This is a genomic window from Sphingomonas sp. SRS2 (assembly GCF_000971055.1).
GTDB lineage: Bacteria > Pseudomonadota > Alphaproteobacteria > Sphingomonadales > Sphingomonadaceae > Rhizorhabdus.
The window spans coordinates 31,792-52,868 of record NZ_LARW01000097.1; the positions used below are offsets into that span (position 1 = coordinate 31,792).

General features: G+C 62.5%; 32 protein-coding genes. 1 reads left to right on the forward strand and 31 read right to left on the reverse strand.

The window, feature by feature from the left end; translation table 11 throughout:
* Positions 1-41: 41 nt before the first annotated feature.
* Both rpsK and rpsM read right to left on the reverse strand, forming a co-directional pair.
* Complete coding sequence (gene rpsK / locus WP12_RS14030) at positions 42-431, reverse strand: 30S ribosomal protein S11 (RefSeq protein WP_011952170.1); 390 nt, start codon at positions 429-431, stop codon at positions 42-44.
* A gap of 62 nt (positions 432-493) precedes the next feature.
* Positions 494-862 carry a 30S ribosomal protein S13 gene (gene rpsM, locus WP12_RS14035; RefSeq protein ID WP_046194300.1) on the reverse strand — a complete coding sequence of 123 codons (369 nt, stop codon included), beginning with the start codon at positions 860-862 and terminating at the stop codon, positions 494-496.
* 337 nt (positions 863-1,199) lie between these two features.
* On the opposite strand from rpsM, the gene WP12_RS14040 reads away from it, so the two are divergent.
* Positions 1,200-2,348, forward strand: a complete 1,149-nt coding sequence (locus WP12_RS14040) for an acyltransferase family protein (RefSeq protein ID WP_235399142.1) — start codon at positions 1,200-1,202, stop codon at positions 2,346-2,348.
* A 37-nt stretch (positions 2,349-2,385) separates the two neighbouring features.
* On the opposite strand, the gene gdhA is transcribed toward WP12_RS14040, so the two are convergent.
* The 29 genes from gdhA to rpsL form a co-directional block, all read right to left on the reverse strand.
* Positions 2,386-3,747, reverse strand: coding sequence for an NADP-specific glutamate dehydrogenase (gene gdhA, locus WP12_RS14045; RefSeq protein ID WP_046194301.1), 1,362 nt, complete (start codon positions 3,745-3,747; stop codon positions 2,386-2,388).
* Positions 3,748-3,956: 209 nt separating this feature from the next.
* Positions 3,957-4,190, reverse strand: coding sequence for a hypothetical protein (locus WP12_RS14050; protein WP_046194302.1), 234 nt, complete (start codon positions 4,188-4,190; stop codon positions 3,957-3,959).
* Positions 4,191-4,258: 68 nt separating this feature from the next.
* Positions 4,259-4,906 carry an adenylate kinase gene (locus WP12_RS14055; RefSeq protein ID WP_046194303.1) on the reverse strand — a complete coding sequence of 216 codons (648 nt, stop codon included), beginning with the start codon at positions 4,904-4,906 and terminating at the stop codon, positions 4,259-4,261.
* A gap of 31 nt (positions 4,907-4,937) precedes the next feature.
* Positions 4,938-6,305, reverse strand: coding sequence for a preprotein translocase subunit SecY (secY, locus tag WP12_RS14060; protein ID WP_046194304.1), 1,368 nt, complete (start codon positions 6,303-6,305; stop codon positions 4,938-4,940).
* A 105-nt stretch (positions 6,306-6,410) separates the two neighbouring features.
* Positions 6,411-6,965, reverse strand: coding sequence for a 50S ribosomal protein L15 (gene rplO / locus WP12_RS14065; RefSeq protein WP_046194305.1), 555 nt, complete (start codon positions 6,963-6,965; stop codon positions 6,411-6,413).
* A gap of 107 nt (positions 6,966-7,072) precedes the next feature.
* A complete protein-coding gene (gene rpmD, locus WP12_RS14070; RefSeq protein WP_046194306.1) occupies positions 7,073-7,255 on the reverse strand; it encodes a 50S ribosomal protein L30 in 183 nt (60 codons plus the stop codon).
* 5 nt (positions 7,256-7,260) lie between these two features.
* A complete protein-coding gene (gene rpsE, locus WP12_RS14075; RefSeq protein WP_046194307.1) occupies positions 7,261-7,992 on the reverse strand; it encodes a 30S ribosomal protein S5 in 732 nt (243 codons plus the stop codon).
* The gene (gene rplR / locus WP12_RS14080; RefSeq protein WP_046194308.1) at positions 7,993-8,349 is read right to left on the reverse strand and encodes a 50S ribosomal protein L18; all 357 of its coding nucleotides are present in this window, start codon (positions 8,347-8,349) and stop codon (positions 7,993-7,995) included.
* Positions 8,349-8,882: a 50S ribosomal protein L6 gene (gene rplF, locus WP12_RS14085; RefSeq protein ID WP_046194309.1), complete on the reverse strand. Its 534-nt coding sequence runs from the start codon at positions 8,880-8,882 to the stop codon at positions 8,349-8,351. The genes rplR and rplF overlap by 1 nt, the downstream gene beginning before the upstream one ends.
* Positions 8,882-9,277 (reverse strand): 30S ribosomal protein S8, encoded by a 396-nt coding sequence (gene rpsH / locus WP12_RS14090; protein ID WP_046194310.1) that lies wholly within the window; start codon positions 9,275-9,277, stop codon positions 8,882-8,884. Before rpsH ends, rplF begins: the two co-directional genes overlap by 1 nt.
* Positions 9,278-9,288: 11 nt before the next feature.
* Positions 9,289-9,594, reverse strand: a complete 306-nt coding sequence (rpsN, locus tag WP12_RS14095) for a 30S ribosomal protein S14 (RefSeq protein ID WP_046194311.1) — start codon at positions 9,592-9,594, stop codon at positions 9,289-9,291.
* Positions 9,595-9,626: 32 nt separating this feature from the next.
* Entirely contained in the window at positions 9,627-10,208 is a 582-nt protein-coding gene (gene rplE / locus WP12_RS14100) for a 50S ribosomal protein L5 (RefSeq protein WP_046194312.1), read from the reverse strand.
* Complete coding sequence (gene rplX / locus WP12_RS14105) at positions 10,201-10,518, reverse strand: 50S ribosomal protein L24 (RefSeq protein WP_046194313.1); 318 nt, start codon at positions 10,516-10,518, stop codon at positions 10,201-10,203. The genes rplE and rplX overlap by 8 nt, the downstream gene beginning before the upstream one ends.
* Entirely contained in the window at positions 10,518-10,889 is a 372-nt protein-coding gene (gene rplN, locus WP12_RS14110) for a 50S ribosomal protein L14 (RefSeq protein WP_046194314.1), read from the reverse strand. Before rplN ends, rplX begins: the two co-directional genes overlap by 1 nt.
* Before the next feature lie 19 nt (positions 10,890-10,908).
* On the reverse strand, positions 10,909-11,169 hold the full coding sequence (rpsQ, locus tag WP12_RS14115) for a 30S ribosomal protein S17 (RefSeq protein ID WP_046194315.1): 261 nt from the start codon (positions 11,167-11,169) through the stop codon (positions 10,909-10,911).
* A 12-nt stretch (positions 11,170-11,181) separates the two neighbouring features.
* Positions 11,182-11,385 carry a 50S ribosomal protein L29 gene (gene rpmC / locus WP12_RS14120; protein ID WP_046194316.1) on the reverse strand — a complete coding sequence of 68 codons (204 nt, stop codon included), beginning with the start codon at positions 11,383-11,385 and terminating at the stop codon, positions 11,182-11,184.
* Position 11,386: 1 nt separating this feature from the next.
* A complete protein-coding gene (rplP, locus tag WP12_RS14125) occupies positions 11,387-11,818 on the reverse strand; it encodes a 50S ribosomal protein L16 (RefSeq protein WP_046194317.1) in 432 nt (143 codons plus the stop codon).
* A gap of 63 nt (positions 11,819-11,881) precedes the next feature.
* Positions 11,882-12,577, reverse strand: coding sequence for a 30S ribosomal protein S3 (rpsC, locus tag WP12_RS14130; protein WP_046194318.1), 696 nt, complete (start codon positions 12,575-12,577; stop codon positions 11,882-11,884).
* Between the two features lies 1 nt (position 12,578).
* On the reverse strand, positions 12,579-12,962 hold the full coding sequence (gene rplV, locus WP12_RS14135) for a 50S ribosomal protein L22 (RefSeq protein WP_046194319.1): 384 nt from the start codon (positions 12,960-12,962) through the stop codon (positions 12,579-12,581).
* Positions 12,962-13,234: a 30S ribosomal protein S19 gene (gene rpsS, locus WP12_RS14140; protein ID WP_046194320.1), complete on the reverse strand. Its 273-nt coding sequence runs from the start codon at positions 13,232-13,234 to the stop codon at positions 12,962-12,964. The genes rplV and rpsS overlap by 1 nt, the downstream gene beginning before the upstream one ends.
* 3 nt (positions 13,235-13,237) lie before the next feature.
* Positions 13,238-14,074 (reverse strand): 50S ribosomal protein L2, encoded by an 837-nt coding sequence (gene rplB / locus WP12_RS14145; protein WP_046194321.1) that lies wholly within the window; start codon positions 14,072-14,074, stop codon positions 13,238-13,240.
* A 4-nt stretch (positions 14,075-14,078) separates the two neighbouring features.
* Entirely contained in the window at positions 14,079-14,390 is a 312-nt protein-coding gene (locus tag WP12_RS14150) for a 50S ribosomal protein L23 (protein WP_046194322.1), read from the reverse strand.
* Positions 14,383-15,009, reverse strand: coding sequence for a 50S ribosomal protein L4 (rplD, locus tag WP12_RS14155; RefSeq protein ID WP_046194323.1), 627 nt, complete (start codon positions 15,007-15,009; stop codon positions 14,383-14,385). The genes WP12_RS14150 and rplD overlap by 8 nt, the downstream gene beginning before the upstream one ends.
* 2 nt (positions 15,010-15,011) lie before the next feature.
* The gene (gene rplC, locus WP12_RS14160) at positions 15,012-15,767 is read right to left on the reverse strand and encodes a 50S ribosomal protein L3 (RefSeq protein WP_046194385.1); all 756 of its coding nucleotides are present in this window, start codon (positions 15,765-15,767) and stop codon (positions 15,012-15,014) included.
* 271 nt (positions 15,768-16,038) lie between these two features.
* Positions 16,039-16,350 carry a 30S ribosomal protein S10 gene (gene rpsJ / locus WP12_RS14165; protein WP_011952197.1) on the reverse strand — a complete coding sequence of 104 codons (312 nt, stop codon included), beginning with the start codon at positions 16,348-16,350 and terminating at the stop codon, positions 16,039-16,041.
* 141 nt (positions 16,351-16,491) lie between these two features.
* Positions 16,492-17,682, reverse strand: a complete 1,191-nt coding sequence (gene tuf / locus WP12_RS14170; RefSeq protein ID WP_046194324.1) for an elongation factor Tu — start codon at positions 17,680-17,682, stop codon at positions 16,492-16,494.
* Positions 17,683-17,758: 76 nt separating this feature from the next.
* Positions 17,759-19,834, reverse strand: a complete 2,076-nt coding sequence (fusA, locus tag WP12_RS14175) for an elongation factor G (protein WP_046194325.1) — start codon at positions 19,832-19,834, stop codon at positions 17,759-17,761.
* Between the two features lie 114 nt (positions 19,835-19,948).
* The gene (rpsG, locus tag WP12_RS14180; protein ID WP_046194326.1) at positions 19,949-20,419 is read right to left on the reverse strand and encodes a 30S ribosomal protein S7; all 471 of its coding nucleotides are present in this window, start codon (positions 20,417-20,419) and stop codon (positions 19,949-19,951) included.
* A gap of 13 nt (positions 20,420-20,432) precedes the next feature.
* A complete protein-coding gene (gene rpsL / locus WP12_RS14185) occupies positions 20,433-20,804 on the reverse strand; it encodes a 30S ribosomal protein S12 (RefSeq protein ID WP_011952201.1) in 372 nt (123 codons plus the stop codon).
* Positions 20,805-21,077: the final 273 nt, after the last annotated feature.

Here is a 21,077-nt window from a genome sequence, read left to right on the forward strand (position 1 = left end):
GCCGGAAGATTTGAAACGAAGGCCGCAGCCTCCGTGCCGGATCAGACGCGACGGCGCTTCGACGGACGAACGCCATTGTGCGGGATCGGCGTCACGTCACGGATCGACGTGATGTGAAAGCCGACCGCCTGGAGCGCGCGCAGCGCCGACTCGCGGCCCGAGCCGGGGCCCTTGACCTCGACTTCGAGCGTGCGGACGCCATGTTCGGCGGCCTTCTTGCCCGCGTCCTCGGCGGCGACCTGGGCGGCGTAAGGGGTCGACTTGCGGCTCCCCTTGAAGCCCATCATGCCCGCCGACGACCAAGCAATTGCATTGCCCTGTGCGTCGGTGATCGTGATCATCGTGTTGTTGAAGCTGGCGTTCACATGCGCGACGCCGGCGGTGATGTTCTTGCGCTCGCGGCGGCGAATGCGCTGGGGTTCACGTGCCATGTTATCCGTTTCCTACCTGAAGGAGCGAATGCCGAAACCCGAAGGCCCGGCACTCAAGCCCATTACTTCTTCTTGCCGGCAATCGGCTTGGCCTTGCCCTTGCGGGTGCGCGCATTGGTGTGCGTGCGCTGGCCACGGACCGGAAGGCCCTTGCGATGACGCAGGCCGCGATAGCAGGCCAGATCCATCAGGCGCTTGATGTTCATCGCCACCTGGCGGCGAAGATCGCCTTCCACGGTATAGCTGGCGTCGATCGCCTCGCGGATCTGGAGAACTTCCTGATCGCTGAGGTCCTGGACGCGACGCTGCGGCTCGATACCGAGCTTGGTGGTGATTTCCTTGGCCTTGGTCGAGCCAATGCCGTGAATATAGGTCAGCGCGATTTCGACGCGCTTGTTGGTCGGGATATTAACGCCCGCGATACGTGCCACTGTGCAATTCTCCTGCTCCACGGGGTAGCTGGCGAACCACCCCATCTCGACGCTCGCCCCATTGGACCGGGGCCGCCCCCAGAACGCAACAAACACGGCACGCGCGCAAAGCGGCACCGATCAGAGCGGTATGGGAGCGAGCGTCACTACTGCGCGAGTCCGAGACTGTCAAGCGCGTGACCGGACTCAATTACACACTTTTGGCGACAAGGTGCAAGGCGCGCATATCCTTGGAGCACTGAGCATCCCGGCCTATAGCGATGGCCGACGCAGGGAGGAATGGGGATGCTGATCGGGGTTGGCGGACGAAGACCGACGACGGGGACGCCCGCGCCACATGCGGGCCGGTGATCGCCTGGGCCGGGGTCTGCTGATACCCCAGGATGGCGCCGGCTTCTATCGCAACAATTTCGACGCCCTCCGCCTGATGATGGCGCTGCTCGTCGTGTTTTCGCACAGCTATGCGCTGGCGCTCGGCAGCGAAGAGCGCGAGCCGCTGTCGATCGCGACCAACGGCCATTACAACAGCGGCAATATCGGCGTCTGGGTGTTCTTCGTCATCAGCGGCTTCCTGATAGCACGCAGTTTCGAGCAATCGCGCTCGTTCGGCAGCTTCCTGTCGAAACGAATCCGCCGCATCTATCCGGGCTATTTGGCCGCGACGTCGGTCTGCGCCTTCATCGTCATCCCGATCTTCGCTCCGCCTGGCTTCGCGCTGGACCTCGCGGACATCGCGCGCACGATCGCCGGCAATCTGTTGCTCGGCAATATCTTCCCTCTGCCCGAACCTTTCACGGGCAACCCGATCACCGCGGTCAACGGGGCACTGTGGAGCATCAAGTACGAATTCCTGTGCTATCTCGGACTGGCGCTGCTCGGCATACTGGCGCTGAGCGTGCGACGCTGGACGGTGCCCCTGCTCTACCTAGCGGTAATCGCGACCTGGTGCTGGCTCGACGCGACCGGGCGCAAACCGGGCGGCCCCGCGCTGGTCGCCGAGGTCATCGGCTTTCCCTATCAATGGTTCCGGGTGCTGCCCAACTTCCTCCTGGGCATGATCGCCTATCTGCTGCGCGATCATATCCCGCGTTCGACGCCACTGCTGATCGCCGGCCTGATCGCCTGCTTCATGGCTTTCCACCTCGGCGGACGCGGTGCTGGCGGAATGATCGCGGCGCATCTGATCGCGCCGCCGGTGCTCGCCTATCTGGTCTTCTGGTTCGCCTATCATCCCCGCATCCGCCTGTCGCGATTCGCCCGCCATGGGGACTTCTCCTACGGCGCCTATCTCTACGCCTATGTGATCCAGCAGATGCTGGTGGCGACGCTCGACCTTCCCTTCCCGCTCTTCATCCTGCTCTCGATGCTGCTGGCCCTGGCGGCCGGCGTCGCGAGCTGGTGGCTGGTCGAGCGGCATTTCCTGAAGCGTGGGACGCATCCCGCCGATCACCGGCCACAAAAGAAAGGGGCGCCCGCTCAATCCTGAGCGGACGCCCCGTCCTCAACCCGTCAGGGGCGATGGATCACACCACGCCGTAAGCGAGCATCGCGTCGGCGACCTTCTTGAAGCCCGCGATGTTCGCGCCCTTCACATAGTCGATATGATCGCTGCCGGCGGCACCGCCATATTCGATGCAGCGCGAGTGGATGCCCTGCATGATGTCGAGCAGGAGGCGCTGAAGCTCCTCTTCCTTCCACGAGATGCGCGCCGAATTCTGGCTCATCTCGAGGCCGGAAACCGCAACGCCACCGGCATTGGCGGCCTTGCCCGGCGCGAACAGGATCTTCGCCTTCTTGAAGACATGGGTGCCTTCGAGCGTGGTCGGCATGTTGGCGCCTTCGGCGACCGCGATGCAGCCATTCTTCACGAGCACCGCGGCCTCATCGGCATTGAGCTCGTTCTGCGTCGCGCAAGGCACCGCCACGTCGCAGGGCACGGCCCACGGACGCGCGCCGCCGCCGTGGAACTGGGCGCCCTTGAACTCCTTCACATATTCGGAGATGCGGCCGCGGCGGACATTCTTGAGTTCCTTGACCCAGTTGACCTTCTCCTGGGTGATGCCTTCCGGATCGTAGATATAGCCTTCCGAGTCCGACAGGGTCAGCACCTTGCCACCCAGCTGGTTGATCTTCTCGGCGGCGTGCGTCGCGACATTGCCCGAACCCGAGACGACCGCGTTCAGGCCGACCATCTCCTTGCCCTTGTGCTTCAGCATCTCGTTCAGGAAGTACACCGCGCCATAGCCCGTCGCTTCGGTACGGATCAGCGAGCCGCCATATTCAAGGCCCTTGCCGGTCAGCACGCCGGTGAACTCGTTGGTCAGGCGCTTATACTGGCCGAACATATAGCCGATCTCTCGGCCACCCACGCCGATGTCGCCAGCGGGGACGTCCACGTCCGCGCCGATGTGGCGATAGAGCTCGTTCATGAAGCTCTGACAGAAGCGCATCACTTCATTGGCGCTCTTGCCCTTCGGGTTGAAGTTGGAGCCGCCCTTGCCGCCGCCCATCGGCAGGCCGGTCAGCGCGTTCTTGAAGGTCTGCTCGAACGCCAGGAACTTCAGAACGCTCTCCGTCACCGACGGATGGAAGCGGATGCCGCCCTTGTACGGCCCGATCGAATTGTTGTTCTGGACGCGCCAGCCACGCTGCACGCGGATGTTGCCGTTGTCGTCCTCCCAGCAGACGCGGAAGCTGATCACGCGATCGGGCTCCGCGATGCGGCGGAGGATCTGATATTTGTGGTATTGTTCCTTGTCGGCGATGAAGTCGAAGATATCCTCGGCGACTTCCTGCACCGCCTGGGCAAATTCGGGCTGACCCGGATTGCGCTTTTTCACACCCTCGACGAACGACGCCAAGTCGACATGATCAGAAACGGCCATAATTGAATTCCCCTGCTCCTCAGGCGCAATCCTATCCCCATGAGACTCGGCGCCCGTAATCGGAGGCATCCCGCGATTCGGGCAAGCGAGCAAGGACTTTCAGCAGGATTTTGTGGGAGAATTTAACCAATTATGTCGCCGACGCCATGTTGCTTGAATGATATCGTCGCAAATGCATCTTTTGGCGGTGCGGCGCCGTATCTTGCGGCTTACCAATGCCCCCACCACAGAAATATGGATTCAAGCAGAGAGCTGGGGCCGCCCAGGCCCAATGCCAGGATAATGCCGACGATCAGGAAAAGCGCCGCCCAGTGATAGGCGCGGCGCGCCAGGCTGAACAAATAGGTGAGCCATGCAACGCTCTCGCGGCCGACGCTGGATGAACGCCGCCTCCGCCGTCTCCGTCGCCTGACCGGTTGCTGTTCCATGACAGCGCGCAACATGCACGAAATCGTTGCGAACCCAAAGCGACTTTAGCAACCGGCTCCTCAGAGCCGATTGCCATAGCGGATCAGCTTCCGAGGATCTTTGCGATTGCCGCCGAAACATCGCCCATATCGGCCATGCCATCGACGCGCTTTACCAGCCCACGTGCTTCGTAGAGCGGCAGGATCGGCGCGGTCTTGGCGCGATACTCGGCCATGCGGGTGCGCACCGTTTCCTCATTGTCGTCGGGCCGGCGCTTGAACTCGGTCGAACCGCATTTGTCGCAGGTTCCGGCTGCCTTGGGCTGCTTGAACGTGTCGTGATAGCCTTCGCCACAGCTGGCGCAGGTGTAGCGGCCGGTGATCCGCTCGACGAGCGCATCCTCATCGACTTCGAGCTCGATGACATGCGCGAGGGTACGGCCGCGGCCAGCAAGAATCTCATCGAGCGAGACGGCCTGCGCCTCAGTGCGTGGATAGCCATCGAAGATAGCACCTTCCGACGCCGCCATGCTGTCGAGCTTCTCGCCGATCAGACCGGAGACGATCTCGTCCGACACCAGCCCGCCGGCATCCATCACCGCCTTGGCCTGGACCCCGATTGGAGTGCCTGCCTTGACCGCGGCACGCAGCATGTCGCCCGTCGAGAGCTGCACCATGCCGCGCTCGGTGACGAGAATCGACGCTTGCGTACCCTTGCCGGCCCCGGGCGGTCCCAACAATATGATATTCACGAGGCGAAACCTCGCACGAACCCCAGGTTTGTCACCGGCGAGTTCCCCCCTTGAGTTTGGCCTTCTTGATCAGATCGCCATATTGATGGGCGAGCAGATGGCTCTGGATTTGCGTCACGGTATCGATCGTCACGTTGACCACGATCAACAGGCTGGTGCCGCCGAGGGCAAGGCCCAGACCATATTGCGCGGTGACATATTCAGGCACCAGACAGATGAAGGTCAGATAGGCAGCGCCGATCACGGTGATCCGGGTCAGCACATAGTCGAGATAATCGGCGGTGTTCTTGCCCGGCCGGATGCCGGGGATGAAGCCGCCATAGCGCTTCAGATTGTCCGCCGTCTCTTCCGGGTTGAAGACGACTGCAGTGTAGAAGAAGCAGAAGAAGATGATCCCGGCCGCGTAGAGCCCCATGTAAAGTGGGGTGCCGTGCTGGAGATACTGATTCATGGCGATGACGAAATCGCCCCAGCTGCTCTCGCCCGCGACGCGCTGCCCGGCGAACTGGCTGACCGTCAGCGGCATAAGCAGCAGCGATGAGGCGAAGATCGGCGGGATCACATTGGCGGTGTTGATCTTGAGCGGCAGGTGGCTCTTGTCCGCCTGCATATGTCCCCGCGCGGTCTGCCGCTTGGGGTATTGGATCAGCACGCGGCGCTGGGCACGCTCCATGAACACGATACCGGCGACGAGCAGGATCACGCCGGCGACCGCCGCGATGATGAAGAACGCCGACAGCGAGCCCGTGCGGCCGCCCTCGAACAGATTGGCGAGGGCCGTGGGCAGCTGCGATACGATGCCCGCCATGATGATGAGCGAGACGCCATTGCCGATGCCGCGGCTGGTAATCTGCTCACCGAGCCACATCAGGAACATCGTGCCGCCGATCAGCGAGATCACGGTGGTGACGCGGAAAAGATAGGGATCGACGACGACCGCCTCCATCCCCGCACTCGCACCCCAGGTCTCAAGGCCCACCGCGATGAAATAGCCCTGGATGGCCGTGAGCAGCACCGTGCCATAGCGGGTGTACTGGTTGAGCTTTTTGCGCCCGCTTTCGCCTTCCTTCTTGATCGCGGCGAGCGTCGGCGACAGCGAGGTCGCCAGCTGCACCACGATCGAGGCGGTGATGTAGGGCATCACGCCGAGCGCAATCAGCGACATGCGGGTAAGCGCACCGCCCGAAAAGGCGTTGAAGAAGTCGAGCACGCCGCCCCGCGTCGTGTCGAACAGCGTCTGCAGCGCGCGCGGGTCGAGACCCGGCAGCGGCACATGGCTCAACAGACGGAAGATGATGAGCGCGCCAAGCGTGAACCACAGGCGCTTCTTGAGCTCGGTCGCCCTGGCGAACTGGCCCAGGTTGATGTTGGCGGCCATTTGTTCGGCTGCGGATGCCATGTGTTTTCTGACCCCGAAATAAAAGCGGCGGCGAACCTTATCGGTCCCGCCGCCGCCTCATATAGTGTTCGCGTCGCGCTTGTCTAAGCCCGAATGCGAGGCGGCTCAGGCTTTGGCCGCAGCCTTCTTGGCTTCCTTGTCGGCAGCACGCACCTTCTGGACGGTGCGATGCTTCGCCTTGGCCTTGTCGGCGGCCGGAACCACCTCGATCACTTCGACCGAACCGCCGGCCTTCTCGATCGCGGCCTTGGCACCGGCAGAGATGCCAGCAACCTTGAACGACAGCTTCGCGGTGAGCTCGCCCTTGCCGAGAATACGCACGCCGTCCTTGCCGCCGCGCGCCACGCCGGCTGCCTTGAGCGCCTCGTGATCGATGAGGGCCTTGGCGTCGAGCGTCTTGGCGTCGACCAGCTTCTGGATCGCACCGAGGTTCACCTCGGCATAGTCCTTGGCGAAGATGTTGTTGAAGCCGCGCTTCGGCAGCCGCATGTGGAGCGGCATCTGACCGCCTTCGAAGCCCTTGATCGAGACGCCCGAGCGGCTCTTCTGGCCCTTCTGGCCGCGGCCGCCGGTCTTGCCCAGGCCTGAGCCGATACCGCGTCCGACACGGACCCGGCCCTTACGGGCGCCTGCATTATCGCGGAGATCGTTGAGTTTCATGTTCGTGCACTCGCTTTCGCTATGTTCGCGCTGAATAGAGGAAGGGGGCCATTAGCCCCCTTCGCGTCTTTTTGCCAGCCCCGAGAGCCGGCTGATCCGGTCGAGGATTAATCCTCGACCTTCACCATGTGCTGCACCTTGGCGATCATGCCACGCACAGCCGGCGTGTCCTGAAGCTCGCGGGTACGATGCAGCTTGTTGAGGCCGAGGCCGATCAGCGTTGCACGCTGGTCGGTGGGACGGCGGATCGGCGAACCCGTCTGGGTCACCTTGATGGTCTTGGCAGCCATGTCGATTACTCCGTAATCGCCGCCGCTTCGGCCTCAGCGACCGGAGCGGAAGCGCCGCCACGACCCAGCAGGTCGGCGATCTTCTTGCCACGACGCTGCGAAACCGACTTCGGCGAAGTCTGTTCGCCGAGCGCTTCGAAAGTCGCCCGGATCATGTTGTAGGGGTTCGAGGTGCCGACCGACTTGGTCACGACGTCATGGACGCCGAGGCTCTCGAAGATCGCGCGCATCGGACCGCCGGCGATGATGCCGGTGCCCGGAGGCGCGGTGCGGACCGTCACGCGGCCAGCGCCGAAATGGCCCTTGCCGTCATGATGCAGCGTCCGGCCCTCGCGCAGCGGCACGCGGACCATCGCCTTCTTGGCGGCGGCGGTCGCCTTGGAGATCGCCTCCGGCACTTCGCGCGCCTTGCCATGGCCGAAGCCGACACGGCCCTTGCCGTCGCCCACGACGACCAGCGCCGCGAAGCCGAAGCGCTTGCCGCCCTTCACCGTCTTGGAGACGCGGTTGATGTGGACCAGCTTCTCGATCAGTTCTTCGCCCTGATCGTCGCCGCCCTTGTTGCGATCGTCACGACGACCGCGATTGCCGTCACGGCCACCACGGCCGGGGCCACGGTCATTGCCGCCGCCACCGCCACGGCCACGGCCGCCACGACCACGACGTTCGCCCTGGCCTTCGGCACCGGGAATGGCTTCAGCAGGCGCAGCCGCCTGGATTTCGGTTTCGTCAGCCATTTAGAACTCCAATCCGCCTTCGCGGGCAGCATCGGCCAGCGCCTTGACGCGGCCATGGAACAGGAAGCCGCCACGATCGAACACCACTTGCGTGACGCCCGCCTTCTTGGCGCGCTCGGCAACCGCCTTGCCGACCGACGCAGCTGCGTCGGCGGTGGCGCCGGTCTTGCCCTTCATATCCTTCTCGAGGGTCGAAGCCGAAGCGACCGTGCGGCCGGCCTCGTCGTCGATGACCTGAGCATAGATATGACGGCCCGAACGATGCACCGAAAGGCGCGGACGCAAGCCGCCCTTGGCGCGGAGCGCGGTACGAACGCGCCGACGGCGGCGTTCGAAGAGAGAGAGACCCTTGGCCATTACTTCTTCTTCCCTTCCTTACGGAAGATATACTCGCCGGCGTATTTGATACCCTTGCCCTTATAGGGCTCCGGCTTGCGCCAACGGCGGATTTCGGCGGCAACCTGGCCAACCTGCTGCTTGTCGATGCCCGAAATATTGATCGTGGTCTGATCGGGCGTCGCGATCGTGATCCCTTCCGGGATCGCGAAGTCGACATCATGGCTGTAGCCGAGCTGCAGCTTCAGGTTCTTGCCCTGAACGTTGGCGCGATAACCGACGCCGGTGATCTGGAGGGTCTTGGTATAACCCTCGGTCACGCCGGTGATCAGGTTCTGCACCAGCGTCCGCTGCATGCCCCAGAAGGAGCGCGCACGCTTGGTCTCGTTCGATGGCTGTACCGAGATCGAGCCGTCTTCGACGGCATAGGTGACCTCGTCGGCCAGGCTCAGCGTCAGCGTGCCCTTCGGACCCTTGACCGAAAGCGTCTTGCCTTCGATCGCGGCGGTGACGCCTGCGGGAACGGGGACTGGCTTCTTACCAATGCGGCTCATCAGAAGACCTCCGCGAGAACCTCGCCGCCGACATTCTGTTCGCGCGCTTCCGCGTCGGACAGAACACCCTTTGGCGTCGAGACGATGGTGATGCCCAGGCCATTGCGGACGCGCGGGAGTTCTTTCGAACCCGAATAGACGCGGCGGCCAGGCTTGGAGACACGGGCGACATGCTGGATCGCAGGCTGCCCTTCGAAATATTTCAGCTCGATGCGCAGGCCATTGTGGCCGGCGAGGTCTTCCTCGCTATAGCCACGGATATAGCCTTCGCGCTGAAGCACGTCGAGAACGCGGGCGCGCAGCTTGGAAGCGGGCGAAAGCACGCTGTCCTTGCGGGCGCGCTGCCCGTTGCGGATGCGGGTGAGCAAATCACCCAGGGGATCGGTCAGAGCCATCTTTATCTTCCTTACCAGCTCGACTTCGTAACGCCGGGGATCAGGCCCTTGTTGGCCAGATCACGCAGCTGAATACGGCAAAGCCGGAACTTGCGATAATAAGCGCGGGGACGGCCCGTCACTTCGCAACGGTTGCGCACGCGGGTCGGATTCGCATTGCGAGGGATCTCGGCCAGCTTGAGGCGAGCGATCAGCCGCTCGGTCTCGTCCTTGCCTTCATCGTCGGCAATCGCCTTCAGACGCGCATATTTGCCCGCATAAGCCTTGACCAGCTTCTTGCGCTTCTCGTTCTTGTTGATCGAACTCAGTTTCGCCATGACTTAAGTTCTTCCTTCTCTAAGCAGACCGCTTACGCGGCCTGCTTCTGATCCTGATTTTCCACCGGGAAGGGGAAGCCGAAAAGACGAAGCAGCTCGCGCGCTTCATCGTCGGTCTTCGCCGTGGTGGCGATGATGACGTCCATGCCGCGGATCTGGTCCACCGAGTCATAGCTGATCTCCGGGAAGATCAGCTGTTCCTTCAGGCCGGTGGCATAGTTGCCGCGGCCGTCGAACGACTTGGGGTTCAGTCCACGAAAATCTCGAACGCGGGGAAGCGCGATCGTGACGAAGCGGTCGAGAAACTCGTACATGCGCTCGCGGCGGAGAGTGACCTTCGCGCCAATCGGCATGCCTTCACGCAGCTTGAACTGCGCGATCGACTTCTTCGCCTTGGTGATCACGGACTTCTGGCCCGCGATCCGCGTCATTTCCTGCGCGGCCTTCTCGACCTTCTTCTTGTCCTGGGTCGCCTCACCAACGCCCATGTTCAGGACAATCTTGGTGATCTTCGGCACTTCCATGACGTTCTTGTAGCCGAACTTCTCGGTCATCGCGGCGATGATCTTGTCATCATACAGCGACTTGAAGCGCGGGATGTAGGCATCAGCCATTGATCGTCTCCCCGGTCTTGACCGCGACGCGGACCTTCTTGCCGTCCTTCACCTCGAAACGAATGCGCGAAGGCTTGCCGTCCTTGGTCGCGATCGCGACCTTGGAGACATGCATCGGCGCTTCGATGCGCTCGAGGCCGCCCTGCGGGTTCGTCTGGCTCGCCTTGCGGTGGCGGGTCGAGACATTGACGCCCGACACGATCACCTTGGCGTCCTTCGGGAAGGACTTGGTGACTTCGCCGGTCTTGCCCTTGTCCTTGCCGGACAGGACTACAACGCGATCGCCCTTCTTGATCTTCAGCGCGGACATTACAGCACCTCAGGCGCGAGCGAGATGATCTTCATGTGGTTCTTGGCACGGAGCTCGCGGACAACCGGGCCGAAGATGCGGGTGCCGATTGGCTCGCCGCTGTTCTTGTTGATCAGGACGGCGGCGTTGCCATCGAAGCGGATCGTCGAACCGTCGGGACGATGAATGTCCTTGGCGGTGCGCACGATGACCGCGCGATGCACGTCACCCTTCTTGACCTTGCCGCGCGGAGCCGCTTCCTTGATCGAGACGACGATGATGTCGCCCACGGTCGCGAAACGGCGCTTGGAACCGCCCAGCACCTTGATGCACTGCACCCTCTTGGCGCCGCTGTTGTCAGCAACGTCGAGGTTCGTCTGCATCTGGATCATTGTTCAGACCCTTCCGTAATCAGGCGTGGTTAGGCGTCGCGTGGGTATCAACCCGCTCGACTACCTTCCACGACTTCAGCTTCGAAATCGGCGCGGTCTCTTCGATGCGCACCGTCTCACCCTCGCGATACTGGTTAGTCTCGTCGTGGGCGTGATACTTCTTCGACCGCTTGATGATCTTGCCGTACATCGCGTGCTTCACGCGACGTTCGACCTTCACCACCACGGTCTTGTCGGTCTTGTCGGAGACCACCGTTCCGGTCAGCACGCGCTTCGGCATGGCTAGGCCTCCTTACTTCGCGGCCGCAGCGGAGCGCTGCGTCTGCAGGGTCTTGATCTGCGCAATGGTCCGACGGACCTCACGCACGCGGCTAGGCTTCTCAAGCTGGTTGGTCGCAGCCTGGAAACGCAGGTTGAACTGCTCACGCTTCAGCTCGCCCAGATCCTGGGAAAGCTGATCGTCGGTCTTGGCAGTGAGATCGGCAATCTTCGCCATCTTATGCGTCCTCGTAGATGGACTCGCCGAAGCGGGCGACCACCTTGGTCTTGATCGGGAGCTTCTCCATCGCGCGCTCGAAGGCGACGCGGGCAAGCGGCCCGGGCACGCCGTCCAGTTCAAACAGGATACGGCCGGGCTTGACGCGGGCGGCCCAGAACTCCGGCGAACCCTTACCCGAGCCCATGCGGACTTCGGCAGGCTTCGACGAGACCGGAACGTCCGGGAAGATGCGGATCCACAAGCGGCCCTGGCGCTTGATGTGACGCGTGATCGCGCGGCGAGCCGCTTCGATCTGGCGTGCGGTGATCCGGTCCGGCTCGAGGGCCTTGAGGCCGAACGAACCGAAGTTCAGCGTCGCGCCACCGGGCGCGTTGCCATGGATGCGGCCCTTGTGAGCCTTGCGGTATTTAGTGCGCTTTGGTTGCAGCATTTCTTATCGCCTTCTGACACCGATTGTCCGGTCGATCAGGCGACGCTGATAAGGGGGAACCCCTTATCGCGCCGGCCGGACCCCCGACGTCTGAGCTTCCATCATGAGCCGGTCCTGGGCCATCGGATCGTGACCAAGGATTTCACCCTTGAAGATCCAGACCTTGATACCGCACACGCCATAGGCGGTGTGGGCTTCGGCTTCGGCATAGTCGACATTGGCACGCAGCGTATGCAGCGGCACCCGGCCCTCGCGATACCATTCGGTCCGCGCGATCTCCGCGCCGCCGAGACGGCCGGCGCAGGTGATCCGGATGCCCTCTGCGCCGAGACGCAGCGCCGACTGCACCGCGCGCTTCATGGCGCGGCGGAAGGCGATGCGACGCTCGAGCTGATCGGCGACGCCCTGGGCCACGAGCTTCGAGTCGATCTCGGGCTTGCGGATTTCGACGATGTTCAGCGAGACTTCCGACGAGGTCATCTTGCCGAGCGCGCGGCGCAGCTTTTCGATGTCCGCGCCCTTCTTGCCGATGATCACACCGGGACGGGCAGCATAGACCGAGATGCGGCACAGCTTGGCGGGACGCTCGATCACGACCTTGGAGATCGCGGCCTGCGGGATCGCCTTCATGATGTGCTTCCGGATCTTGAGATCCTCGAGCAGCAGACGACCATAGTCGGCGCCGTCGGCGTACCAGCGGCTGTCCCAGGTGCGGTTGATCTGCAACCGCATACCAATCGGGTTGGACTTCTGACCCATATTATTCAGCCTCTTCCTGCTGCTCGCGCACGACGACACGAAGACGCGCGAACGGCTTGATGATGCGGGTCGACTTGCCGCGGCCGCGGGTAGCGAAGCGCTTCATGACGATCGACTTGCCGACCGAAGCTTCCTTCACGACGAGCGCGTCGACGTCGAGATTGTGGTTGTTCTCGGCATTGGCGATCGCCGAGGCGAGCACCTTGCGAACGTCAATAGCCATGCCCTTCTTGGAGAAGGTCAGGATGTTGAGCGCGTCGCCGGCCTTCTTGCCACGGATCAGGGCCGCGACGAGATTGAGCTTCTGCGGGCTGCCGCGGACGGTGGTGGCGACCGCAAGAGCCTCCTTCTCACCGACCTTGCGCGGGGATGCGGACTTCGACATCAGCGCTTACCCTTCTTATCGGCATGACCGGGGAAGTAGCGCGTCGGCGCGAACTCGCCCAGCTTGTGACCGACCATGTCCTCGTTGACCGAGACAGGCACGAACTTCCGGCCGTTATAGACGTTGAACGTGAGCCCAACGAACTGCGGCAGGATGGTCGAGCGACGCGACCAGGTCTTGATCGGGGCGCGAGCGCCGCTGTCCTGAGCGCCTTCCGCCTTCCTGAGAAGGTGAAGATCGACGAACGGACCTTTCCAAACGGAACGGGCCATGGATTACCTCTTCTTCTTCGCGTGACGCGAACGGATGATGAACTTGTCGGTCGACTTGTTGTGACGCGTACGCGCACCCTTGGTCGGCTTACCCCACGGAGTAACCGGATGACGGCCACCCGAGGTCCGGCCTTCACCACCGCCATGGGGATGGTCGACCGGGTTCTTGGCGACGCCGCGAGTCAGCGGACGCTTGCCCAGCCAGCGGTTGCGACCGGCCTTCGCAAGGTTCTGGTTGGCGTTGTCGGGGTTCGACACCGCGCCGACCGTGCACATGCAGTCCGACCGGATGTAGCGCTGCTCGCCCGAGTTCAGGCGAACCATCACCATGCCCTTGTCGCGGCCGACGATCTGCACATAGGTGCCCGCCGCACGTGCGATCTGACCGCCCTTGCCGGGCTTCATCTCGACGTTGTGGACGATCGTGCCGACCGGAGCCTGGCCGATTTCCATCGCGTTGCCCGGCTTGGTGTCGGTCTTCTTCGCAGCGACGACCACGTCGCCGGTGGTCAGACGCTGCGGTGCGATGATGTAGGCGAGCTCGCCGTCCTCATACTTCACCAACGCAATGAACGCCGAGCGGTTCGGGTCATATTCGAGATGCTCGACGGTCGCGGGCTGATCCCACTTCCGGCGCTTGAAATCGATGATCCGATACTTCTGCTTGTGACCGCCCGCGATGCCACGCGCGGTCGCGTGGCCCATGTTGTTGCGGCCACCCGACTTGCGCTTGCCTTCGGTCAGCGCCTTGACGGGCTTGCCCTTGTGCAGTGCGGACTTGTCGACGAGGATCAGGCCGCGGCGGGCCGGGCTCGTCGGGTTATAATGCTTGAGCGCCATGGCCTCAGATTCCCGTCGTAACGTCGATGGACTGGCCTTCGGCCAGCGTCACGATCGCTTTCTTCACGTCGGAGCGCTTGTAGGGCGTACCCTTCCAGCGCTTCGTCTTGCCCTTGGCGACGATCGTGTTCACGCCCGTCACCTTGACATTGAAGAGCGCTTCGACAGCGGCCTTGATCTCCGGCTTGCTGGCATCGCCGGCAACCTGGAAAACAACGGCGTTATGCTCCGAAAGCAGCGTCGTCTTTTCGGTGATGTGGGGCTTGAGCACCACGTCATAGTGGCGGTTGTCCACCACGCCTTCCTTCTTAGCCATTGAAGCGCGCCTCCAGCTTTTCGATCGCGGCGCGCGTCAGCACCAGCGTTTCATGCTTCAGGATGTCGTACACGTTCGCGCCGACGGCAGGCATCACGTTGAGCTTCGGAATGTTCGAAGACGCCAGCGCGAAACCGTTGTCGACCATGTCGCCATCGATCACGAGGGTGGTGTTGCCGAAGCCAAGCTTGCCGATCTGCGCGAGCAGCGACTTGGTCTTGGACTCCTTGACGGTCAGCGTGTCGAGGATGAGCAGCTTTCCGTCCTTGGCCTTCGACGACAGCGCCATCTTCAGGCCAAGCGCACGAACCTTCTTGTTCAGCGATGGATTGAAGTCGCGGACGCGGGGACCATGAGCCTTACCGCCGCCGATGAAGTTTGGAGCGCGGCGGTCGCCGTGACGCGCCGTACCGCCGCCCTTCTGGCGACCGAACTTCTTACCGGTGCGCGCGACGTCCGAGCGCTCACGAGCACCGCGAGCGGTGCCGCGACGCTTCTCGAGCTGCCAGGTGACAACACGGTGCAGGATGTCTGCGCGGGGCTCCACGGCGAAGATCTCGTCGTTGAGCTCGATGTCGCCCGATGCCTTGGCGTCGAGGGTCTGAACCTTGACCTTCATGATCAGCCCTCCTGGCCTTCGGCCGCTTCAGGCGCCGCGGTCACTTCCGCAGGCGTCTCGGCAGGCGCATTGTTGCTGTTGGCCACCGACTTCAGGCCGGCCGGGAACGGCGTACCCTGGGGTGCGGCGATCTTGACCGAGTCCTTGACGAGGAGCCAGCCGCCCTTCGAGCCCGGGACCGAACCCTTGACGAAGAGAAGGCCGCGCTCGGCGTCGGTCTGGACGATCTCGAGATTCTGCTGGGTGCGGTTCTTGGCGCCCATGTGACCGGCCATCTTCTTGTTCTTGAAGACCTTGCCCGGATCCTGGCGCTGACCGGTCGAACCGAGCGAGCGATGCGAGACCGAGACACCGTGGGTAGCGCGCAAACCGCCGAAGCCCCAACGCTTCATGCCGCCCTGAAAGCCCTTACCCTGGGTGCTGCCCTGGATGTCGACGAACTGGCCTGCGACATAATGGTCGGCGGAGATTTCCGCTCCAACGTCGAGCAGGCCGTCTTCCGACACGCGGAACTCGGCGACGAAAGCCTTGGGCTCCACTTCGGCCTTGCCGAAATGGCCGCGCTCCGGCTTCGAAACATTCTTTGCCTTTGCCGTGCCGGCGCCGAGCTGAACCGCGACATAGCCGTCACGGTCCTGTTCGCGGCGAGCCACGACCTGGACATTTTCCAGCTGCAGGACGGTAACCGGCACGTGCCGGCCATCATCCTGGAACAGGCGGGTCATCCCCATCTTCTTAGCGATCACGCCAGTGCGCATGATCCGTTCCTTCCACAACAGAGGCTCGCGTTAGCGGCGAGCGTGCCAACGAAAAAAGCTCCGGTCCGAACCGAAGCTTCCAGCCCAATGTACGATAGCCCCCGCCTGGGCTCGGTTTTTTCGCATTACTGCGAAAAGGCGGGGACCAGAGCACCGGCACCTATCCGAAGATCGGGCCGGTCGGTATCCCTACTCTTTCCGTCGCTTCTCAATCCGAAGGGAGAGAAACGACGAGCGCGGGACCGATTCGATCCCGCGCGGAGCCGGCCTCTTAGGCCAGTTTGATCTCGACATCAACACCCGCGGCGAGATCGAGCTTCATGAGAGCGTCGACGGTCTGCGGGGTGGGCTGCACGATGTCCAGCAGCCGCTTGTAGGTGCGAACCTCGAACTGCTCGCGCGACTTCTTGTCGATGTGCGGGCCCCGGTTCACGGTGAACTTCTCGATGCGGGTCGGCAACGGGATAGGACCACGGATGAGAGCGCCGGTACGGCGGGCGGTGTCTGCGATGTCGCCGGTAGCCTGATCGAGCACACGATGATCAAAAGCCTTCAGACGAATACGAATATTCTGCGTTTCCATGGTCTCACCGATGCGAAAGAGCCGCGCCTGGCCAAAGATAAGGCGACCCCGGGGGTCGCCCTCACCTCATGACCGAGGCAAAATATTGTTTAAAAAGCGCACCGCCCGACTCCTTAAGGAGCCGAGCGGTGCCGCCCTATATTACTTCGAGATCGAGCTGACAACCCCGGCGCCGACGGTGCGGCCACCTTCACGGATCGAGAAGCGCAGGCCCTCTTCCATGGCGATCGGGGCAATGAGCTTGACGCCAAGCTTGATGTTGTCGCCGGGCATGACCATCTCGGTGCCCTCTGGCAGCTCGACGGTGCCGGTCACGTCGGTCGTACGGAAGTAGAACTGCGGACGATAGTTCGCAAAGAACGGCGTGTGACGGCCACCCTCTTCCTTCGACAGGACGTAGACTTCCGACGAGAAGTCAGTGTGCGGCTTGATCGAGCCCGGCTTGCAAAGAACCTGACCACGCTCGACCTCTTCACGGCCGACGCCGCGAATCAGCGCGCCGATGTTGTCGCCAGCCTGGCCCTGATCGAGCAGCTTGCGGAACATTTCGACGCCGGTCACCACGGTCTTGCGGGTGTCCTTGATGCCGACGATCTCGACTTCCTCGCCAACCTTGACGATGCCGGTCTCGACACGGCCGGTGACGACGGTGCCGCGACCCGAGATCGAGAACACGTCTTCGATCGGCATCAGGAACGGCTTGTCGAGCGGACGCTCGGGCTGCGGGATGAACGAGTCCACTGCGGCCATCAGCTTCAGAACGGCGTCATGGCCGATCTCCGGCTTGGTGCCGTTCAGGGCGCAGACCGCCGAACCCGCGATGACGGGGATGTTGTCGCCGTCGAAGTCGTAGGACGAGAGCAGCTCGCGAATCTCGAGCTCGACGAGCTCAAGGATCTCGGCGTCGTCGACCAGATCGACCTTGTTCATGAACACGACGAGCTGCGGCACGCCAACCTGACGGGCGAGCAGGATGTGCTCGCGGGTCTGCGGCATCGGGCCGTCGGTGGCCGAAACGACGAGAATGCCGCCGTCCATCTGTGCGGCGCCGGTGATCATGTTCTTCACATAATCGGCGTGGCCCGGGCAATCGACGTGCGCATAGTGGCGCGCTTCGGTCTCATACTCGACGTGCGCGGTCGAGATGGTGATGCCGCGCTCGCGCTCTTCAGGAGCCTTGTCGATGTTGTCGTAGCTGGTGAAGGTCGCGCCGCCGGTCTCGGCGAGCACCTTCGTGATGGCAGCCGTGAGCGACGTCTTGCCATGGTCGACGTGTCCGATGGTGCCGATGTTGCAGTGCGGCTTGGTCCGCTCAAACTTAGCCTTAGCCATTTTTCGCCTCTTTTCTTCGAATCAATTGCCGGACGCGCCGCCCGATGCGGACGCGCCCATAACTACAAATTTCGGATTATGCCAGCTTTGCCTTGACCTCTTCGGCCACATTCGCCGGCACTTCCTCATAATGCGAGAACTGCATCGTGTACTGCGCGCGTCCCTGAGTGAACGAACGCAGCTGGTTGACGTAGCCAAACATGTTGGCCAGCGGCACCTGCGCCTCGACGACCTGGGCATTGCCCCGGCTGTCCGTGCCCTGGATCTGGCCACGGCGGCTGTTCATGTCGCCGATGACGTCGCCGAGATAATCCTCGGGGGTGACGACTTCGACCTTCATGATCGGCTCGAGCAGCTTGATGCCCGACTTCTGGGCCGCTTCGCGCATACCGCCACGGCCGGTGATTTCGAACGCCAGCGCCGACGAGTCAACGTCATGATAGGCGCCGTCATACAGCGTCGCGGTGAAATCGATGATCGGGAAACCGATCAGCGAACCCGATGCCGCGATCTCGCGGATGCCCTTTTCGACCGACGGGATATATTCCTTGGGAATATTGCCGCCCTTGACCTCATCCTTGAAGATGACGCCCTGGCCGCGCTCGCCCGGCTCCACGGTGAACTTGATCCGGCCGAACTGACCCGAACCGCCCGACTGCTTCTTGTGCGTATAGTCGACGTCGACTTTGCGGCCGATCGATTCGCGATAGGCGACCTGCGGCGCGCCGATGTTCGCTTCGACCTTGAACTCGCGCTTCATGCGATCGACGAGGATTTCGAGGTGAAGCTCACCCATCCCCTTGATGATCGTCTGGCCCGATTCGGCATCCGACGAAACGCGGAACGACGGATCTTCGCGAGCGAGGCGATTCAGGGCGATGCCCATCTTCTCTTGGTCGGCCTTGGTCTTTGGCTCGACGGAAAGCTCGATCACCGGATCGGGGAACTCCATCCGCTCCAGGATGATCGGGGCGTTCTGCGCGCAGAGCGTGTCACCCGTGGTGGTGTCCTTGAGGCCCGCCAGCGCGACGATGTCGCCCGCATAGGCTTCCTGGATGTCTTCGCGGCTGTTCGCATGCATCAGCAGCATGCGGCCAACCTTTTCCTTCTTGTCCTTGACCGAGTTCAGAACGGTCGTCGCGGCGTCCATCTTGCCCGAGTAGATGCGGGCGAAGGTGAGCGTGCCGACGAACGGATCGTTCATGATCTTGAACGCGAGCGCCGACATCGGCGCTTCGTCGGTAGCCGGACGCGTCTCGGGCGTGACGCCGTCGAGCTTGAGGCCTTCGACCGGCGGAATGTCCAGTGGGCTCGGCAGATAGTCGATGACGCCGTCGAGCAGCGGCTGCACGCCCTTGTTCTTGAACGCCGAACCGCAGAGGACCGGAACGAACGAGAAGTTGAGCGTGCCCTTGCGGATCAGCTTCTTCAGGGTCGCGGCGTCGGGCTCATCGCCTTCGAGATAGGCCTCCATGACGTGGTCGTCCTGCTCGACCGCCATTTCGATCAACTCGGACCGCGCCGTTGCCGCAGCGCCCTTCAGATCGTCAGGAATTTCCTGATATTCGAACTTCGCGCCGAGCGACTCTTCGAGCCAGATAATCGCGCGATTCTCAACCAGATCGACAAGGCCCTTGAAGCCGCCTTCGATGCCGATCGGAAGATAAAGAACGGCCGGGCGGGCGCCCAGGCGATCCTTGATCATTTCGACGCAACGCTCGAAGCTGGCGCCGGTGCGGTCGAGCTTGTTGACGAAGCACATCCGCGGGACCTTGTACTTCTCGGCCTGGCGCCAGACGGTCTCGGACTGCGGCTCGACGCCGGCAACGCCGTCAAAGCATGCGACCGCGCCGTCGAGGACGCGCAGCGAACGCTCGACTTCGATCGTGAAATCGACGTGGCCGGGAGTATCGATGATGTTGATCCGGTGGTCGTCCCAGAAACAGGTCGTGGCCGCCGACGTGATCGTGATCCCGCGCTCCTGCTCCTGCTCCATCCAGTCCATGGTCGCGGTGCCCTCATGGACCTCGCCGATCTTGTAGGACTTGCCGGTATAATAAAGGATGCGCTCGGTCGTCGTCGTCTTGCCGGCATCGATGTGGGCCATGATGCCGATGTTGCGATACTTGTCGAGCGGGTGGCTGCGGGCCATGATCTTAAAACTCCGATGTCGGGGAAGGCTTTGGCCCTGCCCCGACGATATGGGAACGAAGTGTTACACTTTCGAGCCCCACCCACCGGGGGTGAGGCTCGATAAGCGGTGCTGTTACCAGCGGTAGTGCGAGAAGGCGCGGTTCGCTTCCGCCATGCGGTGCGTGTCTTCGCGCTTCTTGACGGCGTTACCGCGATTGTTCGCGGCATCCATCAGTTCGCCCGACAGACGGCCGGCCATCGTGTGCTCCGAACGTGCACGCGCGGCCGAGATCAGCCAACGAATGGCGAGCGCCTGCGAGCGCTCCGTGCGGACTTCGACCGGAACCTGATAGGTCGCACCGCCGACGCGGCGGCTGCGAACTTCGATGCCCGGCTTCACATTGTTGAGTGCATCATGAAACACACCGAGCGGCTCGCGCTTGGCACGGGTTTCGATAGTTTCGAACGCGCCATAGACGATGCCTTCGGCGACGGACTTCTTTCCGTCGAGCATGACGCTGTTCATGAATTTGGTGAGCACGATATCTCCGAACTTGGGATCCGGAAGGATTTCGCGCTTTTCGGGACGACGACGACGAGCCATTTCGATCTACCTCTTACTTAGGACGCTTGGCGCCGTACTTCGAACGGCTCTGCTTGCGGTCCTTCACACCCTGCGTGTCGAGCACGCCGCGGAGCACATGGTAGCGCACACCGGGAAGGTCGCGCACACGGCCGCCACGGATCAGGACAACCGAGTGCTCCTGAAGATTGTGACCTTCACCGGGGATGTAGCTGATCACTTCGCGGCTGTTCGTCAGGCGGACCTTGGCCACCTTGCGCAGCGCCGAGTTCGGCTTTTTCGGGGTCGTCGTATAGACGCGGGTGCAAACACCACGCTTCTGCGGGTTCTTTTCCATCGCAGGGACCTTGGACTTGGCCTTCTGCGGCTCGCGACCCTTGCGGATCAGCTGGTTGATCGTTGGCATGAAGCCCTTCACCTCTAAGAGAGTTACTTTACTAATGCCCAACTTGCCTTCCCGAAAACCCGATAAATCAGGTCATCCGGGAATGCACGAAAGCCCCGGCGGTCATATTCGACCCCCCAGGCCTTCACACGCATCAGCAATGTTCAAGCTTGCCCAGATACGGCTAAGCCGGTCCTGAGCAGGGCGCGCCTATAGAGAAGGAGTCGGATCGGGTCAACCGCCGGAACCGCCGCAATTCGCCGCTCCCTTGCAAAGACAGGACGAAGCAGCGCC